The sequence below is a fragment of the Streptomyces sp. NBC_00076 genome, assembly GCF_045041235.1.
Lineage (GTDB): Bacteria > Actinomycetota > Actinomycetes > Streptomycetales > Streptomycetaceae > Streptomyces.
Genome location: NZ_CP108242.1, coordinates 1,731,252 through 1,757,713 on the forward strand (window position 1 = coordinate 1,731,252; position 26,462 = coordinate 1,757,713).

General features: G+C 72.3%; 26 protein-coding genes. 10 read left to right on the plus strand and 16 right to left on the minus strand.

Going from position 1 to position 26,462, the window contains the following annotated elements:
- Nucleotide 1: 1 nt before the first annotated feature.
- From OHA64_RS07970 to OHA64_RS07990, 5 genes are all read right to left on the minus strand, one after another.
- Nucleotides 2-3,184 carry an AAA family ATPase gene (locus OHA64_RS07970; RefSeq protein WP_405610002.1) on the minus strand — a complete coding sequence of 1,061 codons (3,183 nt, stop codon included), beginning with the start codon at nucleotides 3,182-3,184 and terminating at the stop codon, nucleotides 2-4.
- On the minus strand, nucleotides 3,181-4,341 hold the full coding sequence (locus OHA64_RS07975; RefSeq protein ID WP_405610005.1) for an exonuclease SbcCD subunit D: 1,161 nt from the start codon (nucleotides 4,339-4,341) through the stop codon (nucleotides 3,181-3,183). The genes OHA64_RS07970 and OHA64_RS07975 overlap by 4 nt, the downstream gene beginning before the upstream one ends.
- Before the next feature lie 177 nt (nucleotides 4,342-4,518).
- Nucleotides 4,519-5,145 (minus strand): YigZ family protein, encoded by a 627-nt coding sequence (locus tag OHA64_RS07980; RefSeq protein ID WP_405610008.1) that lies wholly within the window; start codon nucleotides 5,143-5,145, stop codon nucleotides 4,519-4,521.
- 67 nt (nucleotides 5,146-5,212) lie between these two features.
- Complete coding sequence (locus OHA64_RS07985; protein ID WP_405610011.1) at nucleotides 5,213-5,752, minus strand: SixA phosphatase family protein; 540 nt, start codon at nucleotides 5,750-5,752, stop codon at nucleotides 5,213-5,215.
- Nucleotides 5,749-6,513, minus strand: a complete 765-nt coding sequence (locus tag OHA64_RS07990; RefSeq protein WP_405610014.1) for a hypothetical protein — start codon at nucleotides 6,511-6,513, stop codon at nucleotides 5,749-5,751. The genes OHA64_RS07985 and OHA64_RS07990 overlap by 4 nt, the downstream gene beginning before the upstream one ends.
- 169 nt (nucleotides 6,514-6,682) lie before the next feature.
- Between OHA64_RS07990 and OHA64_RS07995 the strand changes: the two genes are divergently transcribed.
- Both OHA64_RS07995 and OHA64_RS08000 read left to right on the plus strand, forming a co-directional pair.
- Nucleotides 6,683-7,090: a CoA-binding protein gene (locus OHA64_RS07995; RefSeq protein WP_405610017.1), complete on the plus strand. Its 408-nt coding sequence runs from the start codon at nucleotides 6,683-6,685 to the stop codon at nucleotides 7,088-7,090.
- Between the two features lie 37 nt (nucleotides 7,091-7,127).
- Nucleotides 7,128-8,348, plus strand: a complete 1,221-nt coding sequence (locus OHA64_RS08000; RefSeq protein WP_405610020.1) for a 4-hydroxybenzoate 3-monooxygenase — start codon at nucleotides 7,128-7,130, stop codon at nucleotides 8,346-8,348.
- A 32-nt stretch (nucleotides 8,349-8,380) separates the two neighbouring features.
- Here the strand turns inward: OHA64_RS08000 and OHA64_RS08005 are convergent, their stop codons facing one another.
- Nucleotides 8,381-8,740, minus strand: coding sequence for an ArsR/SmtB family transcription factor (locus OHA64_RS08005; RefSeq protein ID WP_405610023.1), 360 nt, complete (start codon nucleotides 8,738-8,740; stop codon nucleotides 8,381-8,383).
- A gap of 61 nt (nucleotides 8,741-8,801) precedes the next feature.
- Here OHA64_RS08005 and OHA64_RS08010 point away from each other — a divergent pair, with 61 nt between their 5' ends.
- Complete coding sequence (locus OHA64_RS08010) at nucleotides 8,802-9,941, plus strand: cation diffusion facilitator family transporter (RefSeq protein WP_405610026.1); 1,140 nt, start codon at nucleotides 8,802-8,804, stop codon at nucleotides 9,939-9,941.
- Nucleotides 9,942-9,950: 9 nt separating this feature from the next.
- Here OHA64_RS08010 and OHA64_RS08015 read toward each other — a convergent pair whose 3' ends face one another.
- The 3 genes from OHA64_RS08015 to OHA64_RS08025 form a co-directional block, all read right to left on the minus strand.
- The gene (locus OHA64_RS08015) at nucleotides 9,951-10,508 is read right to left on the minus strand and encodes a YbaK/EbsC family protein (protein WP_405610029.1); all 558 of its coding nucleotides are present in this window, start codon (nucleotides 10,506-10,508) and stop codon (nucleotides 9,951-9,953) included.
- 32 nt (nucleotides 10,509-10,540) lie between these two features.
- On the minus strand, nucleotides 10,541-11,113 hold the full coding sequence (locus tag OHA64_RS08020) for a helix-turn-helix domain-containing protein (protein ID WP_405610032.1): 573 nt from the start codon (nucleotides 11,111-11,113) through the stop codon (nucleotides 10,541-10,543).
- Between the two features lie 142 nt (nucleotides 11,114-11,255).
- Nucleotides 11,256-12,020, minus strand: coding sequence for an acyltransferase (locus OHA64_RS08025; RefSeq protein WP_405610035.1), 765 nt, complete (start codon nucleotides 12,018-12,020; stop codon nucleotides 11,256-11,258).
- A gap of 107 nt (nucleotides 12,021-12,127) precedes the next feature.
- On the opposite strand from OHA64_RS08025, the gene OHA64_RS08030 reads away from it, so the two are divergent.
- Complete coding sequence (locus tag OHA64_RS08030) at nucleotides 12,128-12,655, plus strand: gamma carbonic anhydrase family protein (protein WP_405610038.1); 528 nt, start codon at nucleotides 12,128-12,130, stop codon at nucleotides 12,653-12,655.
- 89 nt (nucleotides 12,656-12,744) lie between these two features.
- On the opposite strand, the gene OHA64_RS08035 is transcribed toward OHA64_RS08030, so the two are convergent.
- Nucleotides 12,745-13,395 (minus strand): DedA family protein, encoded by a 651-nt coding sequence (locus tag OHA64_RS08035; RefSeq protein ID WP_405623897.1) that lies wholly within the window; start codon nucleotides 13,393-13,395, stop codon nucleotides 12,745-12,747.
- A gap of 299 nt (nucleotides 13,396-13,694) precedes the next feature.
- Nucleotides 13,695-15,614 carry a ricin-type beta-trefoil lectin domain protein gene (locus tag OHA64_RS08040; RefSeq protein WP_405610041.1) on the minus strand — a complete coding sequence of 640 codons (1,920 nt, stop codon included), beginning with the start codon at nucleotides 15,612-15,614 and terminating at the stop codon, nucleotides 13,695-13,697.
- A gap of 386 nt (nucleotides 15,615-16,000) precedes the next feature.
- Here OHA64_RS08040 and galU point away from each other — a divergent pair, with 386 nt between their 5' ends.
- Nucleotides 16,001-16,963, plus strand: a complete 963-nt coding sequence (galU, locus tag OHA64_RS08045) for a UTP--glucose-1-phosphate uridylyltransferase GalU (RefSeq protein ID WP_405610044.1) — start codon at nucleotides 16,001-16,003, stop codon at nucleotides 16,961-16,963.
- Nucleotides 16,964-17,122: 159 nt separating this feature from the next.
- On the opposite strand, the gene OHA64_RS08050 is transcribed toward galU, so the two are convergent.
- Entirely contained in the window at nucleotides 17,123-17,560 is a 438-nt protein-coding gene (locus OHA64_RS08050; RefSeq protein ID WP_405623898.1) for a DUF4442 domain-containing protein, read from the minus strand.
- Between the two features lie 85 nt (nucleotides 17,561-17,645).
- On the opposite strand from OHA64_RS08050, the gene OHA64_RS08055 reads away from it, so the two are divergent.
- Together OHA64_RS08055 and OHA64_RS08060 are read left to right on the plus strand one after the other, a co-directional pair.
- A complete protein-coding gene (locus OHA64_RS08055; RefSeq protein ID WP_405610047.1) occupies nucleotides 17,646-18,602 on the plus strand; it encodes a hypothetical protein in 957 nt (318 codons plus the stop codon).
- 66 nt (nucleotides 18,603-18,668) lie between these two features.
- Nucleotides 18,669-19,670: a hypothetical protein gene (locus OHA64_RS08060; RefSeq protein ID WP_405610050.1), complete on the plus strand. Its 1,002-nt coding sequence runs from the start codon at nucleotides 18,669-18,671 to the stop codon at nucleotides 19,668-19,670.
- Between the two features lie 33 nt (nucleotides 19,671-19,703).
- Here OHA64_RS08060 and OHA64_RS08065 read toward each other — a convergent pair whose 3' ends face one another.
- Both OHA64_RS08065 and tuf read right to left on the minus strand, forming a co-directional pair.
- Nucleotides 19,704-20,549, minus strand: coding sequence for a spermidine synthase (locus tag OHA64_RS08065; RefSeq protein WP_405610053.1), 846 nt, complete (start codon nucleotides 20,547-20,549; stop codon nucleotides 19,704-19,706).
- Nucleotides 20,550-20,672: 123 nt separating this feature from the next.
- Nucleotides 20,673-21,851: an elongation factor Tu gene (tuf, locus tag OHA64_RS08070; protein ID WP_405610056.1), complete on the minus strand. Its 1,179-nt coding sequence runs from the start codon at nucleotides 21,849-21,851 to the stop codon at nucleotides 20,673-20,675.
- 309 nt (nucleotides 21,852-22,160) lie between these two features.
- Here tuf and OHA64_RS08075 point away from each other — a divergent pair, with 309 nt between their 5' ends.
- From OHA64_RS08075 to OHA64_RS08085, 3 genes are all read left to right on the plus strand, one after another.
- A complete protein-coding gene (locus OHA64_RS08075) occupies nucleotides 22,161-22,949 on the plus strand; it encodes a TVP38/TMEM64 family protein (RefSeq protein ID WP_405610059.1) in 789 nt (262 codons plus the stop codon).
- A gap of 218 nt (nucleotides 22,950-23,167) precedes the next feature.
- Nucleotides 23,168-24,043, plus strand: coding sequence for an undecaprenyl-diphosphate phosphatase (locus OHA64_RS08080; RefSeq protein ID WP_405610062.1), 876 nt, complete (start codon nucleotides 23,168-23,170; stop codon nucleotides 24,041-24,043).
- 128 nt (nucleotides 24,044-24,171) lie between these two features.
- Nucleotides 24,172-24,351 carry a hypothetical protein gene (locus OHA64_RS08085; RefSeq protein WP_405610065.1) on the plus strand — a complete coding sequence of 60 codons (180 nt, stop codon included), beginning with the start codon at nucleotides 24,172-24,174 and terminating at the stop codon, nucleotides 24,349-24,351.
- Between the two features lie 90 nt (nucleotides 24,352-24,441).
- Here the strand turns inward: OHA64_RS08085 and OHA64_RS08090 are convergent, their stop codons facing one another.
- Together OHA64_RS08090 and OHA64_RS08095 are read right to left on the minus strand one after the other, a co-directional pair.
- Nucleotides 24,442-25,182 (minus strand): SDR family oxidoreductase, encoded by a 741-nt coding sequence (locus tag OHA64_RS08090; RefSeq protein WP_405610068.1) that lies wholly within the window; start codon nucleotides 25,180-25,182, stop codon nucleotides 24,442-24,444.
- Nucleotides 25,183-25,283: 101 nt separating this feature from the next.
- Nucleotides 25,284-26,270: an LLM class flavin-dependent oxidoreductase gene (locus OHA64_RS08095; protein ID WP_405610071.1), complete on the minus strand. Its 987-nt coding sequence runs from the start codon at nucleotides 26,268-26,270 to the stop codon at nucleotides 25,284-25,286.
- Between the last annotated feature and the right edge of the window lie 192 nt (nucleotides 26,271-26,462).

The following is a 26,462-nucleotide window of genomic DNA, read 5'->3' on the forward strand; positions in this document are numbered from 1 at the left end:
CTCAGACGCCCCGCTGCCGCAGCGTCGACCCTGTTCGCCCCTTCACGACCTCCAACTGCGCGTGGACGCGCCGCCGCAGATCCGGGACATGGCTGACGATGCCGACGCTGCGGTCACGTTCGCGCAGTGAGTCGAGGACGTCGAGGACCTCGTCGAGGGTCTGGTCGTCGAGACTGCCGAAGCCCTCGTCGATGAAGAGGGTGTCCAGCCGCACCCCGCCGGCCTCGTCGGTGACGACGTCCGCGAGGCCCAGGGCGAGGGCGAGCGAGGCGAAGAAGGTCTCCCCGCCGGACAGCGTGGCCGTGTCCCGCTCACGCCCGGTCCAGGCGTCGACGACGTGCAGCCCGAGCCCGCTGCGGCCGCGGCCGGTGCGGTCGTCGGAGTGGACCAGGGTGTAGCGGCCCGAGGACATGCGTTGCAGCCGTACGGTCGCGGCGGCCGCCACCTGTTCCAGCCGGGCCGCCAGCACATACGACTCCAGGCGCATCTTGCGGTCGTTGTCCGCCGAGGTGCCCGCGGCGAGGCCCGCCAGACGGGCCACGCGCTCGTACTCCGCACGCAGCGGCGCCAGCCGTCGCACGCCGGTGACCGCACGCGCGGAGAGCCGGTCCAGTTCGGTGCAGCGCCGGTCCGCCGCGTCGCGGCCGGAGGCGGCGTCCCGCAGCCGCCGGCTCGCGGTGGCCGCGGCCTGCTCCGCCGCGGTGAGGTCGGCGGGCGGGCGCAGGGCCGCGGCCGCGGTGTCGGCCTCGGCGAGGACGGCCCGTACGGCGGCCTCCTCCGACTGCCAGGCGTCCAGGCGTCGTTGGAGTTCACGGTGGGCCGTCGCGTCCAGAAGGGCGGCGGCCGCGGCCTGCGGAGTGTCGAAGCCGGACCGGAAGGCGGCGTCGGCGAGGCGGGCGTCGGCGTCCTTGAGGCGCTGGGCGGTGTCCTCGGCGACCCGCGCGCAGTCGGCGGCGTCACCGAGCAGCGCGACCCTGCGCTCCAACTGCGCGGCCCGCGCGGCCACGCTGCCGGCGTCCCCGCGCGCCTGGGCCAACTCGCCGTCCAGGGTGCTCTTCTCACGGTCCAGGCGCTCGCGACGGCCGACCCGGGCGGCGGCCCGCACGGCGACCTGCTGCTGGGCGGCGGTCCGCTGTTCGTGCTCACCCTCGGCCTTCCGCAGCTCCTCGAGCGCGGGGTGCAGCGCGGAGGCGTCCCGGCGTGCCTGCGCGTAGAGGCGCTCCAACTCGTCCGCCTCTTCGCGGAGTTGATCCGTGGGTGTGTCGCCGGCCTCGGCGGTGGCGGCGGCCAGGGCCTCCCGTACGACACCCAGGCGCCGTTCCTTCTCCGTGTGCAGTTCGTCGGCCTGCTGGTACGCGGCCAGCGCCCGCTCCTCCGCCTCCCGGTCCACGTGCCCGGCGTCCTTGCGCGCGGGGGCGGGGTGCTCGGTGGCTCCGCAGACGGCGCAGGGTTCGCCGTCCGACAGCTGCGCGGCGAGTTCGGCGGCGATGCCGTCCAGGCGTTGCTCCTTGACGTCGAGCCAGTGCGCCTTGACTGTCAGCGCCCGCTCCCGTGCGAGACGGGCCTGCTCGGCGGCCGTTTCCGTGTCACCGGCCAGCTGGTCACGCATCCGTGCGGCGCTGAGCCGCTTCTGTGCGGGCTCGCGCCGCACGGAGAGCTGTTCGGCCCGGGTCGCCGCCTCCTGTGCGGACTCGATACGGCTCTGCAGTCCGGTCCGGGTCGTCTCCCACCCGGCGAGCCAGGCCTGCGCGTCCTGCCGGACCTCCTCGTCGGCCCGCTCCTGCCGGTCCAGGTCGGCACTTTCGGCCACGAGGTCGGCCAGCCGTCGCTCGGCCCGGCGGGCCGACTCCAGGCCGCCCAGTTCCTCCGCGGCCCGCCGGGCGGCGGCGGCGAGTCCGACGGCACCGGCGTCGGCGAAGGCGGCCTGGGGTGCGAGCGGCGCGTGGGGGTCGGCGTGGGCGGCCTCCGTCCCGGCAGTCGCCGGTCCTTCGCCGAAGGCAGCGGTGCGTCGCATGCCCGCCTTCGCCTCCGTCTCCACGTCGCCGAGAGCGTTGCCGAGGGCCCCGTCGCGAGCCCTGTCGACAGCCCCGTCGCGAGCTCCGTCGACGGCGTCGCGCAGCAAGGCACGCGCGTGTGCCTCCGCCGCGGCGGCCCGCCGGTGTTCGCTGTCGGCCGCCTCCCGCAGCTCCAGGGCGGGAGCCACCGCCTCCGCCTTGCGGGCCCGCTCCATCCGCGCCTGCGCCTCCCGGTACGCGTCGGCGCGCTCCTCCAAGCGCGTTCCCCTCTCCCGCGCCTCGGCGCCCCGGCGCTGCAGTCGGGCCAGTTCACGCACGTCGGCCAGGTCGCGCTCGGCCGCCGCCTGGGCGGACTCGGCGGCCGTGAGCCGGCAGTGGGCGATCGTCAGCTGCTCGCGGGCGGTGCTGCGGGCGACGGCCGCCGCGCTCAGAACGGCGTCGGCCAGGCCGGGTTCACCGGGCGTCAGTTCGGGCAGCTCCATGACGCCGCCTGCGGCCTGCTGCATGCGGTGCGCGTCGGCCAGCAACGCGGCGTCCCCGTCGCGCACCTGGGCCTCGGCCGCCCGCCTGCGCTCCGCGAGCCGTTTCTCGACCTCGGCGAAGCGGTGGGTGTCGAAGAGCCGGCCGAGCAGCCGGCCGCGGGCCTCCGCGTCGGCACGCAGGAAACGCGCGAAGTCGCCCTGCGGCAGCAGCACCACCTGGCAGAACTGCTCTCGGCTCATGCCGAGCAGCTGGGTGATCTCCTCGCCGATCTCCTGGTGGGAACGGCTGAGGTCCTTCCAGACGCCGGCCGTCGCGTCGTACTCGCGGAGCCAACTCTGGGCCTTGTCGACGGTGGTGCCCGGACGGCCCTGCTTCTTCGGGCGTTCCCAGGGCGGCTGCCGGGTGACCTCCAACCGGCGTCCCGCCACGGTCAGTTCGAGGCTGATCCCGGTGCGCGTGCCCACCGCGGCATGGTCGCTGCGCAGAGCCATGCCCTGACCACTCTGGCGGGCCCCCGGCACCGAGCCGTACAGCGCGTAGCACACCGCGTCGAGGACGGAGGTCTTCCCCGCTCCCGTCGGCCCGTGCAGGAGGAAGAGTCCGGCCGCCGACAGTTCGTCGAAGTCGACGCTCTGGGAGCCTCCGAAGGGGCCGAAGGCGGTGATCTCCAGTCGGTGCAGCCTCACCGCGCCACCTCGCGCACCGTCGCGTCCGCGCGGACCGTGTCGAACGCGTCCCGCAGCACCACCTGTTCGCGCACGTCGGGTCCGGCGCCGCGCACATGGGCCACGAAGTCCTCCGCGATCTGCTGGTCGCTGCGCCCGGCCAGCCGCCTGGCGTACGACACCGCCTCGTCCGGCGCCCGCTCGGGGTCGAAGACGAGGCTGAGCGTGTGCGGGAAGCGTGTCGTGAGCCGGGCCATGGGGTCGGCGGGCCGGACCGGGTCGGTGAGTGTCGCCTCGACCCACGCCTCCTCGTGCCGGGCCAGTCCGGGATCGGCGAGCAGGTCCTCCAGGGTGCCGCGGACGCGGGCCAGGGAGCGGGGCACCGGGCAGTCGACCCGTTCGGCGGTCACCGCGCCCTCGGCGTCCAGGTCGACGAGCCACATGCTCTTGCGGTGGTCGGACTCGGAGAAGGAGTACGGCAGCGGGGAGCCGGAGTAGCGCACGCGCTCGGTGATGGTCTGACTGCCGTGCAGATGCCCGAGCGCCGCGTAGTCGACGCCCTCGAAGACGCCGGCGGGCACGGCGGCCACCCCTCCGACGGTGATGTCCCGCTCGCTGTCGCTGGCCTCGCCGCCGGTGACGAAGGCGTGCGCGAGGACGACGGAACGCGTGCCCCGCGCGCGGGTGGCGAGGTCGGCGCGGACGCGGTCCATGGCGGCGGCGAGTACCGCCTCGTGTCCGGCCCGCTCCACGGCGAACTCGTCCTTCACCAGGGCGGGTTCCAGATAGGGCAGGCCGTAGAAGGCCACGTCGCCGTGGGCGTCGGACAGCACCACGGGGACCCCGCACGCCGACGGCTCGGTACGCAGATGGATGCCCGCGCGGTCGATGAGTCCCGCGCCCACACCGAGACGGCGGGCCGAGTCGTGGTTGCCGGAGATCATGACCGTGGGCACACCGAGGTCGGCGAGGCGGTGCAGGGCGTCGTCGAACAACTCGACCGCGGCGAGCGGCGGCACCGCCCGGTCGTACACGTCTCCCGACACGACGACCGCGTCAACGTCGTGCTCCCGCACGGTGGTGACGATGTGGCCGATGAACTCGGCCTGGGCGTCGAGCATGTTCACCCGGTGGAAGGCCCGGCCGAGATGCCAGTCGGAAGTGTGCAGCAGCCTCATGATCCTCGAGACTAACGGCCGGGTCTGACAGCACGGGCGGTTACTCCCGTATCGACCCGTCATGACGCTTGCCCCGAGCGGACTTCATGCACCCTTTGTCGCGGGATCGGCCGATCTGCTGACTCCGCTCCCTGGCGACACCTGGCGCTCTTGCGGGCGCGGCGGGCGGACAGGCCATCACACGTCCCCGTACGCCTCTCCCCCCAGTTCGAACCCGGCCGTCCCGGCGGTGGCGTCCGCCAGCCAGGCGCGGAAGGCCGCCACGTCCGCGTCCGGCAGCCCGATCTCGATCGTGACCGCCTCGCCGTAGCGCACGTCCCGCACCTCGCGCCCGGTGGACCGCAGGTCGTTGTGCACCTTGCCCGCCCGTTGGTGGTCGACCGTCACCGTGGCGAGACGGAACCGGCGGCGGGTGATCGTGCCGAGGGTGTCGAGCGCTTCGCCGACCGCTCCGCCGTACGCCCTGATGAGGCCGCCCGCTCCGAGCTTGACGCCGCCGTAGTAGCGGGTGACGACGGCGACGACGTACCGCATGTCGCGGCGCAGCAGCATCTGGAGCATGGGGGCGCCTGCGGTGCCGCCGGGTTCGCCGTCGTCGCTCGCCCGCTGGATGGCGGCGTCGGCTCCGATGACGTACGCGAAGCAGTTGTGCGTGGCGTCCGCGTGTTCCCTGCGCAGGCCCGCGACGAAGTCCTGGGCCTCCTGCTCGGTGGCCGCCGGGGCGAGGGCGCACAGGAAGCGGGAGCGGTTGACCTCGGTCTCGTGCACACCCGCGCGGGCGACGGTGCGGTACTCGTCCTGCATCGGGCCAGCCTAGGCGCACCGCCTCCCGGCCCCTCGTCCGGCGCCGCCCGCCCCCGTCGCCGGGCGGCTAGCGGCTGCCCCGGGCCACGATCACGTTCGTCAGCAGGGCCGTTCCCGGGGCGAGGTCGCGCCATTGGGTGCCGCGCCAGGCCAGTACGGCGATCGCCGAGGTCGGGAACTTCACGCCGACCTCGTCCAGGGTGTCGTCGAGGCCGTCCCCGGCGAGGTCGAGGACCAGCTCCTCCAGTCCGGGGTTGTGACCGACCAGCAGCAGGGTGTCGACCTCGACGGGCGCGGCCCGCACGGCGTCCAGCAGTTCGGGTACGTCGGCCGCGTACACCCCCGCGTCGAACCGCACCGGCGGTGGTGTGTCCCACTGCGCGGAGGCCAGTTCCCAGGTCTGGCGGGCCCGTACGGCGGTGGAGCACAGGGCGAGGTCGGGCAGCGGGCCGGCCTCGGCGAGCGCACGGCCGGCGGCCGGGGCGTCCCGGCGGCCACGCGGGGCCAGCGGGCGTTCGTGGTCGGGTACGCCCTCGGGCCAGGCGGACTTGGCGTGCCGCAGCACGACCAGATGGCGCAGCGGGCCCGCGCCCGCCCGGGCGCTCACGCCGGGGATCCCAGGTCGCGGGTGAGTTCGAGGCCGAGCAGCCGGTCGGCGTAGGCGTACGTCTCGAAGCGGGCCCCCTCCGCCAGCTCGGAGGTCTCCACCCGGCGCAGCACCCGGAGCACACCGGGCACGTCCAGGTCGTTCTCCCAGGCGGCGCGCAGCTCCCCGCGTACGTCCTCCGGGACGGCCCGCGACGGCTGCCGTGCCCAGTCGGCGACCGCGCGCCGCCACCGTACGAGTGTGTCCCGGGCCTCATCCAGGGCGTCCGCGTCGAGCCGCGCGGGCGCGGTCCGTGGCCGGGAGAGCAGCGCCAGACGGACGACGGTCGGGTCGGCGCCCTCGGGAATGCCGGTGGCCTCCGGGGCGGCGGGGGCGACGGAGACCCGGACGCCGCGCGGGAGAAGCGCCGGGTCGGGTTCCGTACCGGTACCTGCCGCGTCCTGGCCGTCGGTCCCGCCCACCACGCTGAGCACCTGCGCCTCGCCCAGACCGGTGCCGGACGCCCGGCCGTCCTCGAAGGGCCGGATGCCCAGGGCCGCGGCGCCCGCTCTCAGTTCCGGCTGCTCCCCTCCGCCGCTCAGCAGCGCCCAGACCGGTGTACCGCCCAGTTCCAGGGCGCGGACGAGGACGTCGGCGACCAGCAGCACCCGCAGCGCGGTCGCGTCGTGGCCCACCACATGGGCCTCGACCCGGGTCAGACCGCGGCGGGCGGGGGCGGCGTCGACGGGCTCGCCGGTCCGGGCGTCGATGATGCGCAGCACGGGCTGAGCGTAGGCGCGCGGGCCGCACCGCGCCACCGATCAACCGAACAGACGTTCAGGCCGGCGCCGCCCGGACCGGGCCCGGCGGGCCGTCCCGGCCGGGAATCACGCGGGACCGTGCGCTGTTGCCTCGTACACCACCCTCCAGCGAGCCCCGAGGAGTCCCATCGTGTACGGCGACGAGGCAACGGTCCGCAAGATCCTCACCGAGCTCGGTGACACCTGGGCCGTGGTGGGCCTGTCGTCGAACCGGCGGCGCGCCGCGTACGGCGTGGCCGAGGTGCTGCAGCGCTACGGCAAGCGGGTCGTCCCGGTCCACCCGAAGGCGGAGACCGTGCACGGCGAGCAGGGGTACGCCTCGCTCGCGGACATCCCCTTCGACGTGGACGTCGTCGACGTGTTCGTGAACAGCGAGCTCGCCGGAGCAGTTGCCGACGAGGCGGTGGCGAAGGGCGCCGGTGCGGTGTGGTTCCAGCTCGGCGTCGTCGACGAGGCCGCGTTCGACCGCACCCGGGAGGCCGGTCTGGAGATGGTCATGGACCGCTGCCCCGCCATCGAGATCCCCCGCCTGGGCTGACCCCCCACGCCTCGCGGGCCGCCGACATAATGTTCGGGTGACCCCAACCACCCCCCACCCCAACACCGGTGGACCGCAACGCTTTCCGGTCGTCGTCGTGGGTGCCGGTCCCGCCGGCCTCGCCGTCGGCAACATCTTGCGGGCGGCCTCCGTCGACTGTCTCGTCCTCGAGACCGAGACGCGCGAGTTCATCGAGCGGCGGCCCCGGGCCGGCGTACTGGAGGAGTGGGCGGTACGCGGTCTCCAGCAACGCGGCCTCGCCGACAACCTGGTGGAGCGGGCACAGCTGCACACCGAGTGCGAGTTTCGGTTCGCCGGCGAGCGATTTCGCTTCTCCTACGTCGAATTGACGGGGCATCACCATTACGTCTATCCGCAGCCGTTGCTGGTGACGGACCTGGTGCGCGAGTACGCGGACGTGCGGGGCGGGGAGATCCGGTTCGGCGTGCGGGACGTGCGGGTGCACGACCTGGACACGGACCGGCCGTCGGTGTCGTACGTCGACCCGGCGACAGGGCGGCGCGAGGAAGTCCGGTGCGACTTCGTCGCGGGCTGCGACGGGGCACGCGGCGTGACGCGGGCCGCGCTGCCCGACACCGCGCGGATCTCCCGGCACGACTACGGCACGGGCTGGCTGGCGCTGCTGGCCGAGGCACCACCCTCCAACGACTGTGTCGTGTTCGGCATCCATCCGAACGGTTTCGCCGGGCACATGGCGCGCAGCCCCGAGGTGACGCGCTACTACCTGGAGTGTCCGCCGGGCGACGACCCGGACAACTGGTCCCACGAACGCGTCTGGTCCGAGCTCCAAGAGCGCCTCGCGGCGACGGGCACGGGGCCGCTGACCGAGGGGCGGCTGATCGAGAAGCGCGTCCTCGACATGCACAGCTACGTCGTGGAACCCATGGTGTTCGGCCGGCTCTTCCTCGCCGGTGACGCCGCCCACCTGACCGCGCCGATCGCGGCGAAGGGCATGAACCTCGCCCTGCACGACGCCTTCCTTCTCGGTGACGCCCTCGTCGCGTACCTCACGAAGGGCGAGGAGACCGGCCTGGACGGCTATTCGGAGGGGTGTCTGCGACGGGTGTGGGACTACCAGGAGTTCTCGCAGTGGCTGTCGGAGGTGTACCACGGCACCTCGTCGGGCGACGCGTACCGCGCGGGCACGACCTTCGCCCGGCTCCGGCGCCTGTTCACCTCCCCCGCCGCCGCGGCGGCCTTCGCGGAGCAGTACCTCGGCACGGCCCCCGCCTACTGATACGGCACCCGCATACGACTCCCACGCGGAGGTCAGTCGTGCGGCGGCCGGTCTTTGATCCGGTGGTCGGCCACGTTCAGCGCCTCGTCCAGGAGGCGGCGCAGATGGCCGTCGCGCAGCGCGTAGACCACCCGGCGCCCCTCCTTGCGGGTGTGGACCAGGCCGGCCAGCCGCAGCCGGGCCAGATGCTGACTGACGGCGGGCCGCGCCGCCCCGCACGCCTCCGTGAGCGTCGTGACATCGGCCTCGCCCGCCGTCAGGGCGTGCAGCAGCGTGAGCCGGGTGCGGTCGCCGAGCAGCGCCAGCAGCTCGGCGGCCAGCGCGAACTGCTCCTCGCCGGGGGTACGCGGGTGCGCATGATGCGCAGGTGATAGGTGCATGCGTGCGCTCATACGCACATAATGGCGTGGTGGGCTCCATGCGTCCACTCCCGCGCACCGGAAGGGGATCCACGTGAGCGACCGACACGACCACGGACACACGCACGACCACAACCACCACGGGCACGACCACGAACACGCACACCCGCCGGCGCGTGCCCGGACGCCCGGGCACGGCCACCCGCACCCGCACCCGCACCCGCACGACCACGCCCCCTCCCGATCCTCCCGCCTCCGCCACCACCTGACCCACCTGCTCGCACCCCACTCCCACGAGACCGCCGACAAGCTGGACTCCGCGCTGGAGTCCTCGGCCCGCGGTCTGCGCGCTCTGTGGATCTCCCTGGCGGTGCTGGGTGCGACGGCCCTGGCGCAGGCGGTCGTGGTGGCCGTGTCCGGGTCGGTGGCGCTGCTCGGCGACACAGTGCACAACGCCGCGGACGCGCTGACCGCCGTACCGCTGGGGATCGCCTTCGTGCTGGGCCGGAGGGCGGCGACGCGGCGCTTCACGTACGGCTACGGCCGGGCCGAGGACCTGGCGGGCATCGCGATCGTGCTGACGATCGCCGCGTCCGCGGCCTTCGCGGGCTGGGTGGCGATCGACCGGCTGCTCGACCCGCGCCCGGTCACGCACGTCCCGGCGGTCGCGGTGGCCGCGCTGGTCGGCTTCGCGGGCAACGAGTGGGTGGCCCGCTACCGGATCCGGGTCGGGCGTTCCATCGGCTCGGCGGCCCTGGTCGCGGACGGATTGCATGCCCGCACGGACGGATTCACGTCCCTGGCCGTGCTGTTGGGTGCGGGCGGCTCCGCCATGGGCTGGCAACTGGCTGACCCGATCGTGGGGTTGGCGATCACCGCCGCGATCGCACTGGTCCTGCGGGACGCGGCGCGCGAGGTGTTCCGGCGCGTGCTGGACGCCGTCGATCCGGCCCTGGTCGACCGGGCCGAGGGGGCCGTACGGGAGGTCGAAGGGGTGCGCGGGGTGGGCGAGTTGCGGCTGCGGTGGATCGGACACCGGCTGCGCGCCGAGGTGGCGGTCGTCGTGGACGGCGAGGCGACGGTACGTCAGGCGCACGCCGTCGCCGTCGAGGCGGAGCATGCCCTGCTGCACGCGGTGCCACGGCTCACGGCCGCGCTGGTGCACGCCGATCCGGCGCCGGTACCGGGCGAGACGGATCCGCATCTGCCCCTGGCCCACCACGCCACGACCTGACCTTCGAGGTCAGGCGACCCCCAGCCCCTCCAGCACCAGCGCGCCAGGCAGTTGGGCGAACACCTTCCCCGGGATCAGCAGCTTGCCGCGCCGGCGTCCGCTGCCGACCAGGACGTACGGCAGGTCGACGACGGCCGAGTCGACCAACAGCGGCCAGCCGTCCGGCAGTCCGATCGGGGTGATGCCGCCGTACTCCATGCCGGTCTCCCCCGTCGCCGTGTCCATCGAGGCGAACGAGGCCTTGCGGGCGCCGAGTCGGCGTCGGACGACACCGTTGACGTCGACCCGGGTGGTGGACAGCGCGACACACGCGGCGAGGGTGCTCTCGCCGCCGCGTTTGCCCGCGACGACCACGCAGTTCGCCGACTGCTCGAGCAGCTCGCGACCGTATCGCTCCACGAAGACCGCGGTGTCGGCCCACCGGGGGTCGGTGTCGACGTAGACGATCTGGTCGGCGGGGACGCTGCCGCTCCAGTGGCGTACGGCGTCGGCGACCGGGCGGATCAGCTCGTCGAGGGCGTCCGGGGCAGGCGTGGCGTGGTCGAAGTGTCCGATGGGTGCGTCCATGGCGGCACGCTAACAGGGCCGCACGGGCCCTCTCAGCGCACCGGCGGGACCGAGACGGCCATGACCATCTCCATCGGGACGTCGCCCTGGTTGCCGTAGATGTGCGGGGTGTTGGCCTCGAAGGTGGCGCTCGCGCCGGCCGGGACCCGGTGCTCCACCCCGTCGACGGTCAGCGTCAGCTCGCCCGCCGTGACATGGACCAGTTCGACGGTGCCGGTGGGGTGCGGGTCCGACGGGCTGCTCTCCCCCGGCATCAGCCGCCAGTCCCACATCTCCAGCGGGCCGGGGGCCTCGGTACCCGCGAGCAGCCGGTTGTAGCTGCCCGCGTCGGTGGACCAGAGTCGTACCGCCCGGTCGGCGGGGACCACCCGGACCTTGGGGCCCTGCTCGTAGTCGAGCAGGGTGGTGACGCTGACGCCGAGCGCGTCACCGATCTTCACGACCGTGCCGAGGCTGGGGTTGGTCCGGGCCTGCTCGATCTGGATGAGCATGCCGCGGCTGACTCCGGCCCGGGCGGCGAGCACGTCCAGAGTGAAGCCGCGCACCGAGCGCCAGTGCTTGACGGTGCGCGCCAGGGACTGGGTCAGCAGGTCGAGGTCCGACACATTCCGTCCAATATCATGGATTGAAGAGTTTACTTCACTGAACTCAGGTGTGGTGCACTCGATCGTTCACCGAACTGTACTGCGAGCGGGACGGGGCTGAGCTCGATCCGGACAGCCCTCGCGGGGCCGCCGTGCAGATCCCCTACGCCTCCGCGTCCAGCTCCGCGAGCCGCGCCACGTCCGCCTCGTCGAGGTCGGCGAGCGCCCGCAGCTGATCCGGAGTGACGCCCGCGGGGATCGGCACCGGGGGCGGTGTCCGAAGCGGCGGCTGCCAACCGTCGGCGGGGGTCCAGCGCCGCACCACCCGCGCCGGGGCGCCCGCCACCACCGCGTGGTCGGGCACCGCACCGCGCACGACGGCACCGGCCGCCACGACGACGTTCCGCCCGATCCGCGCTCCCGGCAGGATCACCGCACCGGTCCCGATCCAGCAGCCCGGCCCGATCTCGACCGACTCCATCCGCGGCCACTGCTTGCCGATGGGCTCGTGGGGATCGTCGTAGGAGTGGTTGGTGGACGTGACGTAGACGTACGGCCCGAAGTAGCAGTCGCTGCCGATGGTGACCGTCGTGTCCGCGATGACATGGCTGCCCCGTCCGAGAACGACCCCGTCCCCTATGCGCAGGATCGGCTCCGGGCCCAGGTCGAGGTCGGGCATCAGACCGGCGGTGAGGGTGACCTGTTCGCCGACGATGCAGTGGGCGCCCAACTGGATCCAGGGTTCGCCGAAGACCGTGCCGAGGGGGAAGGCGAGCCGGGTGCCGGTGCCGAGGGCGCCGAAGCGGAAGCGGCCCGGGCGCTCGGCGGTGACGGAGCCGGTGCGCTGCACCCAGGCCCATCCCGTGTGCACCGCCCGCTGCACGGCGCGACGCCGCCATGATGAGAACGTGTTCTTGCGCTTCGGCACCCGCACACCGTACTCAGCGTGACGTGCGCCCATGACGTCGAGGGCCTGTGATCTTCACCCCACCCGGTGGGCTACGGTGCCCCGATGGCGACGACGAGGAGAGAGCTATGGCGCACAAGGCGTTGATCACGGGCATCGGCGGCCGGGAACCGAAGATCCACGAGGAGTCGTTCGTGGCCCCCACGGCCTCGGTGATCGGGGACGTGACACTGGAGGCGGGCGCGAGCGTCTGGTACGGCGCGGTGGTGCGCGGCGACGTCGAGCGGATCTTTGTCGGAGCGCGGAGCAACATCCAGGACAACTGCACGCTGCACGCCGACCCCGGTTTCCCGGTGACCATCGGCGAGCGGGTCTCGGTCGGTCACAACGCCGTGGTGCACGGGGCGACGGTCGGGGACGACTGTCTGATCGGGATGGGCGCGACCGTGCTCAACGGCGCGGTGATCGGGGCGGGTTCGCTGGTCGCCGCGCAGGCCTTGGTGCCGCAGGGGATGGAAGTGCCGCCCGGGTCCCTGGTGGCCGGCGTCCCGGCGAAGGTACGGCGTGAGCTGTCCGAGGAGGAACGCGAGGGAATCAGTCTGAACGGAACGCTCTACGCGGACCTCGCGAAGGCGCACCGGGAAGTCCACGAGTAGAGCGACCCCCGCCCAAGAGGTGCACGGCCGCGTCGAACACGCCACGTTGCCGTGTGGGCGCGACCGGCCACCCGCGGCCCACCCCGGGATCACTCGGCGGCGGGCACCGTCTCCACGTCGGCGTCCCGCGGAGCGACCTGCGCCTTCTTGGCCTTGCGCTTGAGCACCAGCATGGATGTGAGCCCCACCAGCACCGCCGCCACCAGGCCCAGCCACGAGAACCGCTTCAGCCACGACTCCGCGACGATCCCGACGTAGTAGATGACGGCGGTCGTGCCGCCCGCCCACAGGATGCCGCCGAGCACGTTGGCGATCAGGAACTTCCAGTACGGCATCCGCAGCACGCCCGCCAGCGGTCCCGCGAAGATGCGCAGCAGGGCGACGAAACGGCCGAAGAAGACGGCCCACATGCCCCACTTCTCGAAGGACCGCTCGGCCGTGGCGATGTGCCCCTCGCTGAAGTGCTTGGGGAACTTCTTGCCGAGCCAGGCCAGCAGGGGCCGTCCGCCCTTGCGACCGATGGCGTAGCCGATGGAGTCGCCGATGATCGCGCCGATGCTGGCGCAGGCGCCGAGGATCACCGGGTCGATGCCGGCGTGCTGCGAGGACATCAGCGCCGCGGACACCAGGATGATCTCGCCGGGCAGCGGGATGCCCAGGCTCTCCAGGCCGATGACCAGTCCCACGAGGGCGTAGACGGCTGCCGCCGGCACCGTGTCGAGCCAGTCCTGGACGTGCAACGCCGGTTCCTCCCGAATCGCGTCCTGCATTCCCCCGGCGTGCGCCTGGGCGCATTCCCGGCGTACGTCCTTGCCGGACGCACCCGGGAAGCCTACCGGTTCATCGGGAAGGGCCGGTGTCCTGCGAGTCGCGGGGCAGCCCCTCCCAGCCACCCGCGTGCACCCTCGTCCTCGGCCACCGAATCCCCGGCTCACACTCGGACCGTACGGCGGCCGGTTCCGGGCACGGGGCCACCCGAAAAGGCGATGCGAGTGCAAGAGCCCTGGTTCGAGGCCGGCCCGGTGGGAAGGCCTCCGGATCACCCGGTGGGAAGACCTCCGTGTCGGCGGAGGACGGGCGCGAGGCCGGAGGCGGCCGAGCCGGCCGCCTGCGCCGTGTCGCCCGCTACGCCCGCGACGTCACCCCCGAGGCCGCCCGCGATGTCACCCCCGCGCGTGCCCGCTTCCTCGGCCGGAGCCGCCGGCGCGGGTTCGTCGCAGCAGCCGACCTGGGCGACCCGCGTCTCGTAGTGCCCCGCCGGAGCCCCCGGCACGGCAGGCGGAGACTGATCGCTGTCGGGCGCGGCGGGGGCCCCGGGGACCCCGCGCAGAGAGTCCGCACCGGCTGTCGCGGGAGCGGACTCAGAAGGGTCCGACGGCGTGGGCAGGCCGCCGCCCTGAGGACTGCTGCCCGGCAGCCCCTCCCCCGGGGAGGTTCCGCCACGGCCACGCCCGGCTTCCAGCACCCACCGCTGTCCGGTTGATCCGTTCCGATCGCCGACGACCACGGTCCGGTCCCGTCCCGGGGCGACGAGCAGCCCGCCCCCCCGGCGCAGCAGCAGTTCGCCGTGCACGGTGAGGTCGTAGCGCACCTCGCCGGCGTGCACCAGGCAGTCGGCCAGGACGACGGTGTCGGCGTCGGCGTCGGCATCGAGGCAGCGGGTCGGGTAGGTGACGGAGCGCAGCAGCCCGTCGGCCTGGTACGACCACTGCTGGGAGCCGGCCGACGAGCACTGAGTCAGGACGGTCCGGGTGCCGTCGTCGGTCCGGCCGCCGCGCAGGTCGAGGCAGAGGCCGGCGTCCGTGTTGCGGAGCCTGCCGCGCCCCACCTCGGCAGAGTCTCCGACGGAGGCGGCGGACGGGGGCCCTGCGGCGGACGAGCCGTCCGACTGTCCCGGCGAGACGGAGTGGCCGCTCACCATTCCCCAGGTGGCGCCGGGCTCGGGGGCGCCGCCGTCGCCGGACCAGCTCCGGGTGACGAGTACGGTCGCGAGCAGGGCCAGGGACGTGACGCTCACGCCCACGAGCACCGCCTTGGGATGCCTGCGCACCGGTGCGAGCGGACCGGCCGACGCGGGGCGGTGCCGGCCGCCGGGCCTGGGTCGTGCGCCCGGGCGTACGGATCGCGCCTCCTGCGCGTCGGCACGGCCGGGCCGCGAGTCGAGATAGCGGCGGGCGCCCCAGCCCAGCACGGTCTCGGCGAGCAGCACTTCCAGGCCGCCGTCGAAATGGCTGAGCTGTTCGGCGGCGTGACGGCAGTAGCGGCAGGCCGCCAGATGCCGTTGGACATCGGGCAGCAGGCCTCCGCCTCGGCGAATCGGGATGTCGAGGAGACGGTTGTAGAAGCGGCATTCGCGGGTGGGCGCGAGTTCCCGGTGGGCGCGCACGCATCCCGTCCGGAATTCCTCCCGGGCCTGCTCCAGCGCGGTCGTCGCCGTGGCCGCGTCCACCCCTAGCAGAGTGCCCGGAACGGATATGGGCTCGGCCTCCACCTCGGTGTGCCACAGCAGGCATTGGGAGGCCCCGGGAAGCGTCCGGAATGCACGCTCGGCGAGCTGTCGCTTTTCGGGGGTGACCGACCTCGCCGCACGCAGACCGCGACCGCCGGTCGTTTTGAGGAGTTCCGGCAGCACGGCGGACATGATGTCGTCCGCGGCCCACTCCTTCACCGTGTCCCGTACGGCCGCGAGGAGTTGGGGCCGCACGGCACCGACGCCCGCCCGCTCCAACACCTGGTGGAACGCCGCGGCAGTCGCCATGGACGCCGAATCGGCCGAGGAGGCGAGGCAGATGGCCGCGTAGTCCTGAGCCGCCCGCCAGTGCCGGGCCATCAACAGCGCGACGGCGTGGGCGTCGGGAGTGGTCCCGCCCAGCCGGGCGACGAGTTCACGGTCGGACTCCCAAGGGCTCGCTCCGGGCCGGGGAGGGTAGGGGGGACGGGGCGGGTGTGGCGATTGCACTGAACCATTTCCTTCCAAGCCGCAGGACGGCAAGGCGAATGCCCGTCCGCAGGAAAGCAGGTGCCTGATTGGTGCATACCTGTGCCGCAGCGGATGCGGATTGGCCAGTTTGCATACCGCGCGGTCGGACTGTGAGGCCGCTCACGATCGCACAATTGACACACAGGAAACAAGAAGTTCGAGTGGCTCATGTTCAAAACGCGGTAACTTCAGAAAAGTTACCGGCGGTATCAGCACCCACATTCGAATAACTCCGAACGGCCCCATCAAGTTGTGCGCGCCACACGCCCGTTGGCACACGAAATCTCCAACTTCCGGGACCGGCCCACAGCGGACTCAGAGCTTTCTCCCGGGGCACTCTCATCCCCGTGGGTCACCATGCGCCCATGATCGTCCCCCACGCGACTTCCACCCCCGCCTCCGCCCGCACCTCCGCCCGCACGGTTCGCAAGGCGGTGATCCCGGCCGCCGGTCTCGGCACCCGCTTCCTCCCCGCGACGAAGGCGACGCCGAAGGAGATGCTTCCGGTCGTCGACAAGCCGGCCATCCAGTACGTCGTCGAGGAGGCCGCCGCGGCCGGGCTCGACGACGTGCTGATGGTCACCGGTCGGCACAAGCGGGCCATCGAGGACCACTTCGACCACGCCTTCGAACTGGAACAGGCACTCGCCGCCAAGGGCGACGCGGTACGCCTGGACGCGGTGCGCGACCCGGCACGCCTGGCCGACATCCACCACATCCGCCAGGGCGAGCCCCTGGGCCTGGGTCACGCGGTGCTCTGCGCCCGCCGCCATGTCGGCGACCAGCCGTTCGCGGTTCTCCTCGGCGACGACCTGATCGACCCGCGCGAGACCCTGCTCGGCCGGATGCTCGACGTCCGCGACCAGTACGCCGGAAGCGTGGTCGCCCTCATGGAGGTGCCCCGCGAGCAGATCCACCTCTACGGCTGCGCTGCCGTGGAACCGACCGGCCAGGCCGACGTCGTCCGGGTGACCGGGCTGGTCGAGAAGCCCTCGCCGCAGGACGCGCCGAGCGCGTACGCGGTGATCGGCCGCTATGTCCTCGATCCCGCCGTCTTCGACACCTTGGAGCACACCCCGCCCGGCCGCGGCGGCGAGATCCAGCTGACCGACGCCCTTCAGGAACTCGCCGCGGGCGGTACGGTCCACGGAGTGGTCTTCGACGGACTGCGCTACGACACCGGCGACAAGGCGGACTACCTGCGCACGGTGGTCCGGCTGGCCTGCGACCGCCCGGATCTCGGTCCCGAGTTCACAGCCTGGCTCAAGGAGTTCGTCACAAGCCTGGACCGGGGCGGGGCCGCCGACGGCCGTCGACTCGCGGCCTGACGCGGCGACGGAGCACCGGACACCGCGACGCTGCCCCCGGCCCGGTCAGGCACCGGCCGGGGGCAGCGGGCGCCTGGCCGCCTGGCCGGCTGCGTACGTGCCGGTGCCGGTGCCGGTGCCGGGTGCGGGTGCCGGTGGCCGTGCCGGTGCCCGTGCCGCTCAGCCGTTGGGCCGCAGCGTCCAGATCACGGTCATCTCCCCGGTCACGGCCCCGTCCTCGCGCTGGATGGCGACGGTCACCGGGAACTCCGGCCGCTTGCCCTCGTCGAGTTCGGCGACGACCTCGGAGGCGGGACGTCCGAGCGTCGCGGTGGCCTTGACCGGCCCCAGGGCGATCTTCTTGAAAGCGATCTCGGCGGTCACCGGAAGCGGCACGGCCCGGGAGAGCTGTTCCCCGAAAGCCGCCAGCACGATCGCCCCGCTGGCCGACTCCCCCAGCGTGAACATCGCTCCGGCATGCGGCCCGCCCACGTGATTGCGGTACTCACTCTGGTCCGGAAGGGCCAGCACGGCCTTCTCCGGAGTGGTCTCCAGGTACTCCAGGTTCAGGGTCCGAACCATCGGCACCGTGGCGGCGAGCAACTCGCCGATCGACATCTGGTCTGCGCTCATCCCGGCATGTTACCCATGAGTAGCCAGCGGTGACCAGGGCCGTCGGTCCGTCGCCGTATCCTTGCGGCCCATGTGGCCAGGACAGCAGCCGCCGGGGGGCGGGCAGGACCCGCACCAGCAGCCGGCCGACGGGAACCCGTACCAGCAGCCCGGATACCAGCAGCCCAACCCGTACGCCCAGCAGCAGCCGCCCGCGTGGAACGTCCCCACGGTTCCGGACCGCGCCTCGGCGCCCGGGCCGTCGGGCGGCGGACGGCGGACCAAGGTGATCGCGATCGCCGCGGCCGCGACGGTCGTGGTGGCCGCCTCGGTCACGGGAGCCGTCCTGCTGGGCGGTGGCACGGACGACCACGCCGATCCCGCTCCGACGACCTCCTCGGCCTCGCCGACCGCGTCGGGCGACCCGCGACGAGCGGACGACCAGAAGCCCACCGTGGCCGGCTGGAAGATCGTGGTGAACCCCGACCGGGGCATCGCCTTCGACGTGCCGCCCGACTGGGCTCCGCAGTCGACGGGTTGGGTGTCGTACGTCGCCGAGGACGACGACCCGCAGGAGAAACCCCTGGTCGCCATGAAGGCCCCCGCGATCCTCAAGGAGAAGTGGTGCGGGGCGGACGACGACAAGGACGGCCGGACCGACTACACGGCCCTGGCCAGCGTGGGCACCCGGGGCAACAACGGCGCCAGGAGCACCGAGGAGGCGGCCCGTTCGGACTCGGCGGCCTGGGTCTACGGCTCCTACACCCAGCCGGACCACAAGAAGGTCACCACCGGCCGGGCCCGTTCCTTCACGACCGCGTCCGGACTCACCGGGAGTGTCGTCACGTCCCGCTCCTCAGGGGTCGCCAAGCACAACAAGTGCGACTCGGACGGCAAGGCGACGACCTTCGCCTTCAAGGACGTCGACGGCGACTTCGCGTCCTGGTCGTTCGTCGGTGCCGCGGGGGTGGACGAGGAGGTCCCGGACGCCACGATCCGAAAGATCATGAAGACCGTCCGGGTCTACGAACCCACGGACGAGCGCTGATTCGGTACACCCCTGACGAGGGGCAGTGACCGAATCGTTTCCCTCGCGGCACTAGGGTGGCTGCCCATGTGGCCAGGACAGCAGCCGCCCGGGGGCGAGCAGAACCCGCAGCAGCAGAACAACCCGTACCAGCAGCCGGGGTACCAGCAGCCGAATCCGTATCAGCAGCCCGGGTTCCAGCAGCCCAACCCCTATGCGCAGCAGCCGCAGTGGGGTGCTCCGGCACCGGTGGGCTCGCCCGAGCCGCCGTCCGGCGGTGGCGGAAACCGGACCAAGGTGGTCGCGATCGTGGCGGCCCTCGCGGTGGTCGTGGCGGCCGGCGTGACCGGTTTCCTGGTGCTGGGCGGGGACAAGGACGACGAGGCGGACGGCGGCAAGGACGCCAAGCCGTCGACGAGCAAGTCCACGGAGCCGAGCGCGTCCACCTCCCCGTCCGAGGACGACCCGCGCGGCGGTGACGCCGAGAAGGCGACCGTGGCGGGCTGGAAGATCGTCGTCAATCCCAAGTGGGGCACGGCCTTCGACGTGCCGGCGGACTGGGAGGTGCAGTCCCCGACCTCGGCGGTCGCCTTCGAGGAGGAGAACTCCGACGACCTCAAGCCGATCATCACGATGGGGGCGCCCGCGATCCTCAAGTCCAAATGGTGCGAGTCCGACGACGACAAGGACGGCCGGACCGACACCATGTCCCTGGCCGCGACGGGCACCAAGGGTGCCAACGGCGCCAAGAACACCGACGAGGTCGCGCTGAACACCCCTGCCTGGTGGGTCTACGGCGGGTACACCCAGCCGGACAAGAAGAGCATCACCGTCGAGAAGAAGGCCACGCCCTACACGACCGCGTCCGGCGTCAAGGGCAGCTACTCCTGGGCGTCGTCGACCGACACACCCGCGAAGGGCAAGTGCATCACCGACGGCAAGGCGATCACCTTCGGCTTCAAGAACTCGGCCGGCGACTTCGTGTCGTGGAACTTCTACGGCGCCAAGGGCGTCAAGGAAGAGGTTCCCAAGGCGACCATCATGAAGATCCTCAGCACGGTACGGCTGCACGGGGATCCGACGGGCTGAGCCGCCCGGCACGACGCGGGACGCCTGCCCGGGTCACCCGATTCCGAACGCCCCGTCGGGGGGTTCGGGCGACGGTACGGCGTCCTCGTCCCGGACCGGTCGCGCGGCGCCGATGAAGTCCCGCAGCGCGGGCCCGTGTTCGACCCGCGCCGGGAAGGCGTCGGAGGCGGTGAGCCGGGCCAGGGCTGCGGTGTCCACGGGGTGGTGCGCGGCGACGATCACCGCGTTGCCGAAGCGGCGCCCGCGCAGCACGCCCGGCTCCGCGATCAGCACCAGCTCCGCGAACACCGTCGCGAAGGTGGCGAGTTGTGAGCGCAGGAAGGCGAAGGGCGCCGCGTCGGCGAGGTTGGCCAGATAGAAGCCGTCATCGCGCAGAACCCGTGCGGCCGCACGGGCGTAGGGAACGGTCGTCAGGTGCGCCGGCACGCGCGAACCGCCGAAGACGTCGGCGACGAGTACGTCGGCCGAGTCCGCCGGGGCCGCCTCCAGCCAGACGCGGGCGTCCGCCGCGTGCACGGCGACACCCGCGCCCTGAGGCAGCGGCAGGTGCTCCACGACCAGGTCCAGCAGGGCGCCGTCGGCCTCGACGACGTCCTGCCGGGAGCCGGGCCGGGTCGCGGCCAGATACCGGGGCAGAGTGAGCGCGCCCCCGCCGAGATGCAGCGCGTCCAGCGGACGCCCCGCTTCGGCGACGGTGTCCAGGACGTGCCCGAGCCGCCGCGCGTACTCGAACTCCAGGTGCTCCGGCTCGTCCAGGTCGACGTACGACTGCGGCGCCCCGTCGACGGTCAGCAGCCAGGCCCGTTCCCGGTCGACGTCAGGCATGAGCTTGGCGGTGCCCTGATCGACGGCACGCAGGACGGGGACGGATTCGTTCACGAGATCCATTGTGCCGGTGGAACTCTTCTGCCCCGCCCGCACGGACCCGCCCCGAAGAGGCGCGAGGGACTGCGCGACCAGCCACAACGGTCCCGCGGTCCCCCACGTGCACAAGCCGCCCTCTCACTCGACGGCGGTCACGGTCCCCGCCCCCACGGTCCGCCCGCCCTCGCGGATGGCGAATCCGAGCCCCGTCTCCAGCGGCACCTCACGACCCAGCTCGACGGTCATGGTGACCGTCTCCCCTGGCCGGGCGACCGCGCTCTCCCCCAGGTCCACGGAACCGACCACATCCGCGGTGCGAATGTAGAACTGCGGCCGGTACCCCGTGGCGACCGGCGTCGAACGACCGCCCTCACGCGTCGACAGCACATACACCTGCGCCGAGAAACGGCTCCGGGGCACCACACTGCCGGGCACCGCCACCACATGGCCCCGGCGCACCGCGTCCCGCGGAACGCCCCGCAGCAGCAACGCCACGTTGTCCCCGGCCTCCGCCTCCTCCATCGGCCTGCCGAAGGTCTCCAGTCCCGTGACGACCGTCTCCACGGCGGACCCGAGCACTTCGACCCGGTCCCCGACGCGCACTCTGCCCCGCTCGACCGCGCCCGTGACGACCGTCCCCCGGCCGGTGATGGTGAGCACGTTCTCCACCGGCATCAGGAAGGGCGCGTCCAGGTACCGCTCGGGCATCGGCACATACGTGTCGACCGCGTCGAGCAGCGCCTCGACCGAGGCCGTCCACCGCGGGTCCCCCTCCAGGGCCCTGAGCCCCGAGACCCGCACGACGGGCGCCGCGTCGCCGCCGTAGCCGTGCGCGGTGAGCAGCTCGCGCACCTCCAGCTCGACGAGGTCGATGAGCTCCTCGTCGCCCGCGTCGGCCTTGTTGAGGGCGACGACGACGTGGTTCACGCCCACCTGCCGGGCCAGCAGCACGTGTTCGGCGGTCTGCGGCATGATCCCGTCGAGCGCGGAGACCACGAGGATCGCCCCGTCGAGCTGCGCGGCGCCGGTGACCATGTTCTTGACGTAGTCGGCGTGGCCCGGCATGTCCACGTGTGCGTAGTGGCGGGTGTCGGTCTCGTACTCGACGTGCGCGATGTTGATGGTGATGCCGCGCGCGGCCTCCTCCGGCGCCCGGTCGATGCGGTCGAACGGCACGTAGCGGGTACTGCCGCCGGATCCACGGTCGGCCAGGACCTTGGTGATGGCAGCGGTCAGGGTGGTCTTGCCGTGGTCGACATGACCCATCGTGCCGATGTTCAGATGCGGTTTGGTGCGGATGTAAGCCGTCTTGGACATGGCGGTACCTCGAAGCCTCTGCGTAGGTGATGGGACCCCGAGGACTTGCCGACCCTCCCCCTGCGGGGTCCGCCGGACGATCCGGAGAGGGTCAGCTTCGAGCGCCGTCGACAGCGGCCGGGAAGAAGAGAGCGGCAGCCTTCGGCGCATCCGCGACTGCGGATGCTGCGAGGAGGAAGGCGTACCGGAACATGACGCAGATCATTGCCGACGCGTTGTCCCACGTCGAATGGTTTTTCGCGGGGCCGGACCGGACAACGGACAGGATCCATACGGCGATCACACATGTCCGTCGGTTACCGTCGCAGGATGCTCGATGCCACCACCCGCTCTGGGGGCACCGCCACGGCCTCTCCCCGGGCCACCCTCACGGAGCTCGCCCTCGCCCAGGAGCTCGTCACCACCGCCCCCGCGCCGGTGGGTTTCGCCGCGCGCTGTTCGAGAGTGCTGTTGTCTCCGTGGTCGCGACTGTCCCTGCTCCTCGTGCTGCTCGCCGGCGCCGCCTCGACGGTGCTGCTGTTCGAGCCGCAGCGGCTGCTGGCGGACGGCTGGCCACCACAGCTGGGCGGAGCCGCGGCGGCACTCGTCTTCGCGGTTGCGTACGGGCTGTGCACGGTCGCCTTCGTGCCCCGCCCCCTGCTGAACCTGGCGGCGGGCGCGCTCTTCGGCTCCCAGTTCGGGATCGGCTCGGCTCTCGCGGGCACGGTGCTCGGCGCCGGAATCGCCTTCGGCCTGGGCCGGATCCTCGGCCAGGACGCGCTGCGTCCGCTGCTGCGGGGGCGGTGGCTGAAGGCCGCGGACGGGCAGCTCAGCCGGCACGGCTTCCGCTCGATGCTGGCGGCGCGGCTGTTCCCCGGAGTGCCGTTCTGGGCCGCCAACTACTGCGCGGCCGTCTCCCGCATGGGCTACGTCCCGTTCCTGGTCGCCACGGGACTCGGTTCGATCCCGAACACCGCCGCGTACGTCGTCGCGGGCGCCCGCGCCTCGACGCCGACGTCTCCGGCCTTCCTGATCGCGATGGCCTGCATCGCGCTGCCGGCGCTGGTGGGCGCGGCGATAGCCTGGCGCAAGCGCCACCAGCTGCGCGGGGTCAGGTAACCGGGTCACCGGTCCACCAGGAGGACCTGTCGGCCCACCCGCGGGCGCCGGGCCGGACGGTGACGGGCCCGTGGCGCGGGCCGTCACTTCCAAACCCCTGTGCCTGGACTGTCACTTCAGGACGCTACGCTGCCCCTCGACACATCTGATCACCGCATGCTGCGGCTCGGTGTGCACGTCGCTCCTCACCACGATCAGCGCTTGGACTCCGTAACTTCATGTCTTGGTTTGAATCCCTCATCCTCGGACTCGTCCAGGGGCTGACCGAGTTCCTCCCCGTCTCCTCCAGCGCGCACCTGCGCCTGACGGCGGCCTTCTCGGGCTGGAAGGACCCCGGCGCGGCCTTCACCGCGATCACCCAGATCGGCACCGAGGCCGCGGTGCTGATCTACTTCCGCAAGGACATCGGGCGGATCATCTCCGCGTGGACACGTTCGCTCACCAACAAGGAGCTGCGCGGGAACCACGACGCGCAGATGGGCTGGCTCGTCATCGTCGGCTCGATCCCGATCGGTGTGCTCGGGGTGACGCTGAAGGACCAGATCGAGGGGCCGTTCCGCGATCTGCGGATCACCGCGACGATGCTGATCGTCGTGGGCGTGATCATCGGCATCGCCGACCGGCTGGCGGCACGCGACGAGAAGGGCGGCCGGCACCGGGCGCCCAAGCAGCGCAAGTCCATCGAGAACCTGGGCGTCAAGGACGGCTTGATCTACGGTCTCTGCCAGGCCTGCGCCCTCATCCCGGGCGTCTCCCGCTCCGGGGCGACCATCAGCGGCGGCCTGTTCATGGGCTACACGCGCGAGGCCGCGGCCCGTTACTCCTTCCTCCTCGCCATCCCCGCGGTGCTCGCCTCCGGCCTGTTCGAGGTCAAGGACGCGATGGAGAGCGACCACATATCCTGGGGCCCGACGATCTTCGCCACGGTGATCGCCTTCGGAACCGGCTACGCGGTCATCGCATGGTTCATGAAGTTCATTTCCACGAAGAGCTTCATGCCGTTCGTCTGGTACCGCATCGCCCTGGGCATCGTCATCATCGCCCTGGTCGCCACGGGCTCCCTGAGCCCGCACGCGGCCGAGTCCTCGGGCTGACGCCCGCCAACTCTCCTCGTCCGCCCGGGTGTTCCGGCAGCGGTGACACGAAATGCGTGACCAACCACATACGTGATGGGTAGCCATCCGGTAGCGGACCGTCAGTGCTTGCCCCTAGGCTTGTGCGCATGTCCCCCGATACCCTGACTCCTGGATCCGTGCGATCTGCTGCCGAGTTGAACGAGCGGATCCGGGCCCTCTGGATGCGCGCGGGCGGCACCCTCTCGCCCCAGGAGCGCGCGGAGTACGAGCTGTTGGTGGTCGAGTGGGCGGCCGCGATCCGCGGCGAGATCGTCCAGGCGGCCTGAGACCGACGCGCAGGTCGGGCCGCGCCGCCGAACTCGTCCTGCTGTCGGGCCCGTTCGACGACCGGGCCCGTTCGGTCGACGCCCCCTCACTCACCGCCCGCCGGACACCCGCAACACCGCCCCCGTCGCGTACGACGCGTCCGGAGACATCAGCCAGGCGATGGCCGCCGCGATCTCCTCCGCCTGCCCCGGCCTCCGCAACGGAATCGTGCCGGCCGCGCGGCGCGCACGGTCCGGGTCGCCCATCGTCGCGTGCATCTCCGTGTCGATCATTCCGGGCGCGACGGCGTTGACCCGGACCCCGTCCGGCCCGAGTTCCTTGGCCAGTCCCACCGTCAGAGCATCGACGGCGGCCTTGGTCGCGGCGTAGTGGACATAGTCGCCCGGGCTTCCGAGGGTGGCGGCGGCCGACGACACGTTCACGATCACGCCGCTCCCCCGCGCCGTCATGAGCTGCGCCGCCCGTCGTGAACACAGCAGCGTGCCCAGCAGGTTGACGTCCACGACCCGACGCAGATCCACCGGTTCCGCGTCCGCGAGCCGCCCCAACGCACCGGTCACACCCGCGTTGTTGACCAGCCCTGTCACCGGCCCGAGCCGCTCCTCCGCCACCTCGAAGAGCCCGGCGACCTCCGCCTCGACCGAGGTGTCCACCCGCACCGCGACACACCGACGCCCGGCGTTCCGCACTCCGGCCGCCACCTCCTCGGCGGCGGCCGCGTCCCGGACGTACCCCACCACCACGTCATGCCCGTCCGCCGCGAGCCGCAGACAGGTCGCGGCCCCGATCCCCCTGCTGCCGCCGGTGACCACCGTGACGGGTCGTGCCATGACAACCTCCTGCGCTGTCTGTCCTGTTGATCGGTCCACTCCTGGCCGGTCCACCTGGTCGGTTTACTCGGTGGCCATCGCCGTCCACGGAGTGGGCATCGCTACGACGCCGCCGGCATCACGATCTGCTGTCGGACCAGTTCGTACGACCTGAGTCGGTCGGCCAACGCGTAGACGGGCGTCACCAGCATCAGTTCGTCCGCGCGCGTCACGTCCACCAGATCCGCCAGTCGCTTCGCCACGGTCTCGGGCGTGCCGTAGGCCTGTTGGGCGCGGAAACCCGCCAGCGCCCGCACGTCGTCCGCGGAGAACGAGTGCGCCGCCGCCTCGTCGGGCGTGGGGAAGGGGATGTCGCCGCGGCCCTTGAGCAGTCCGGCCTTGACGACCTCCATCGGGCCCGCGAGCCGGGCGGCCTCCTGCTGCGTCTCGGCGCACAACGTCTCCACGCAGATCAGCACTCGGGGACGCGCACACCAGCGGGAGGGGGAGAAGTGCTCGCGGTAGTGGTCGAGGGAGGCGAGAGTGTTGTCGGGACGAATGTGGTGGGCGAAGGCGAGCGGCAGTCCGAGTTCACCGGCGAGCGCGGCACCGGCCGGGCTCGATGACAGCATCCACGGCTCGGGAAGCGGACCCAGCGCGACCTCGTCCACCAGGAGACGCAGTGTCGCGGACACGTCGTCGCGGTATTCGTCGTCCGTCGTCGGTCCGGCCCCACGCCGCAGGGCCCGCGCCGTGGACTCGTCGAAGGTACCCGGGCCGCGGCCGATGCCCAGGTCGATCCGGCCCTCGTGCAGTGCGGCAAGCGTGCCGAACTGCTCCGCCAGCATGATCGGGGCGTGGTTGGGAGCGAGAACACCCCCGGACCCGAGACGGATGGACGACGTCAACGCGGCCGCGTGGGCGGTCAGGACGACGGGCGGAAAGGCGCCGATGGCCGGAGAGTGGTGGTGCTCGGCGTACCAGAGTCGCCGGTAGCCGAGGTCTTCGACGCGTCTGGCGAACTCGGCGGTGTCTCGTAACGTGTCTGCGGCTCGGGCGCCCGTCTGGACCATCGCCACCTCGAGCGCGCTGAGCGGAATGCTGATCATTCCGCTCAGTATAGGAAGCGACGATCAGCGCCCGGACGGAACCGGCAGGCCGGGCGACGGTCGCGGTCGCCGCACCCGACGTGGGCCGAAATGCCCCGTACAGCAGTGGAGTTGGGTCCGATAACCTGCCTGAGCCGGTGGTCGCCGACAGCGCACCGCGCATGGCGCGCGAGTACCGCGAGCATCGCAAGC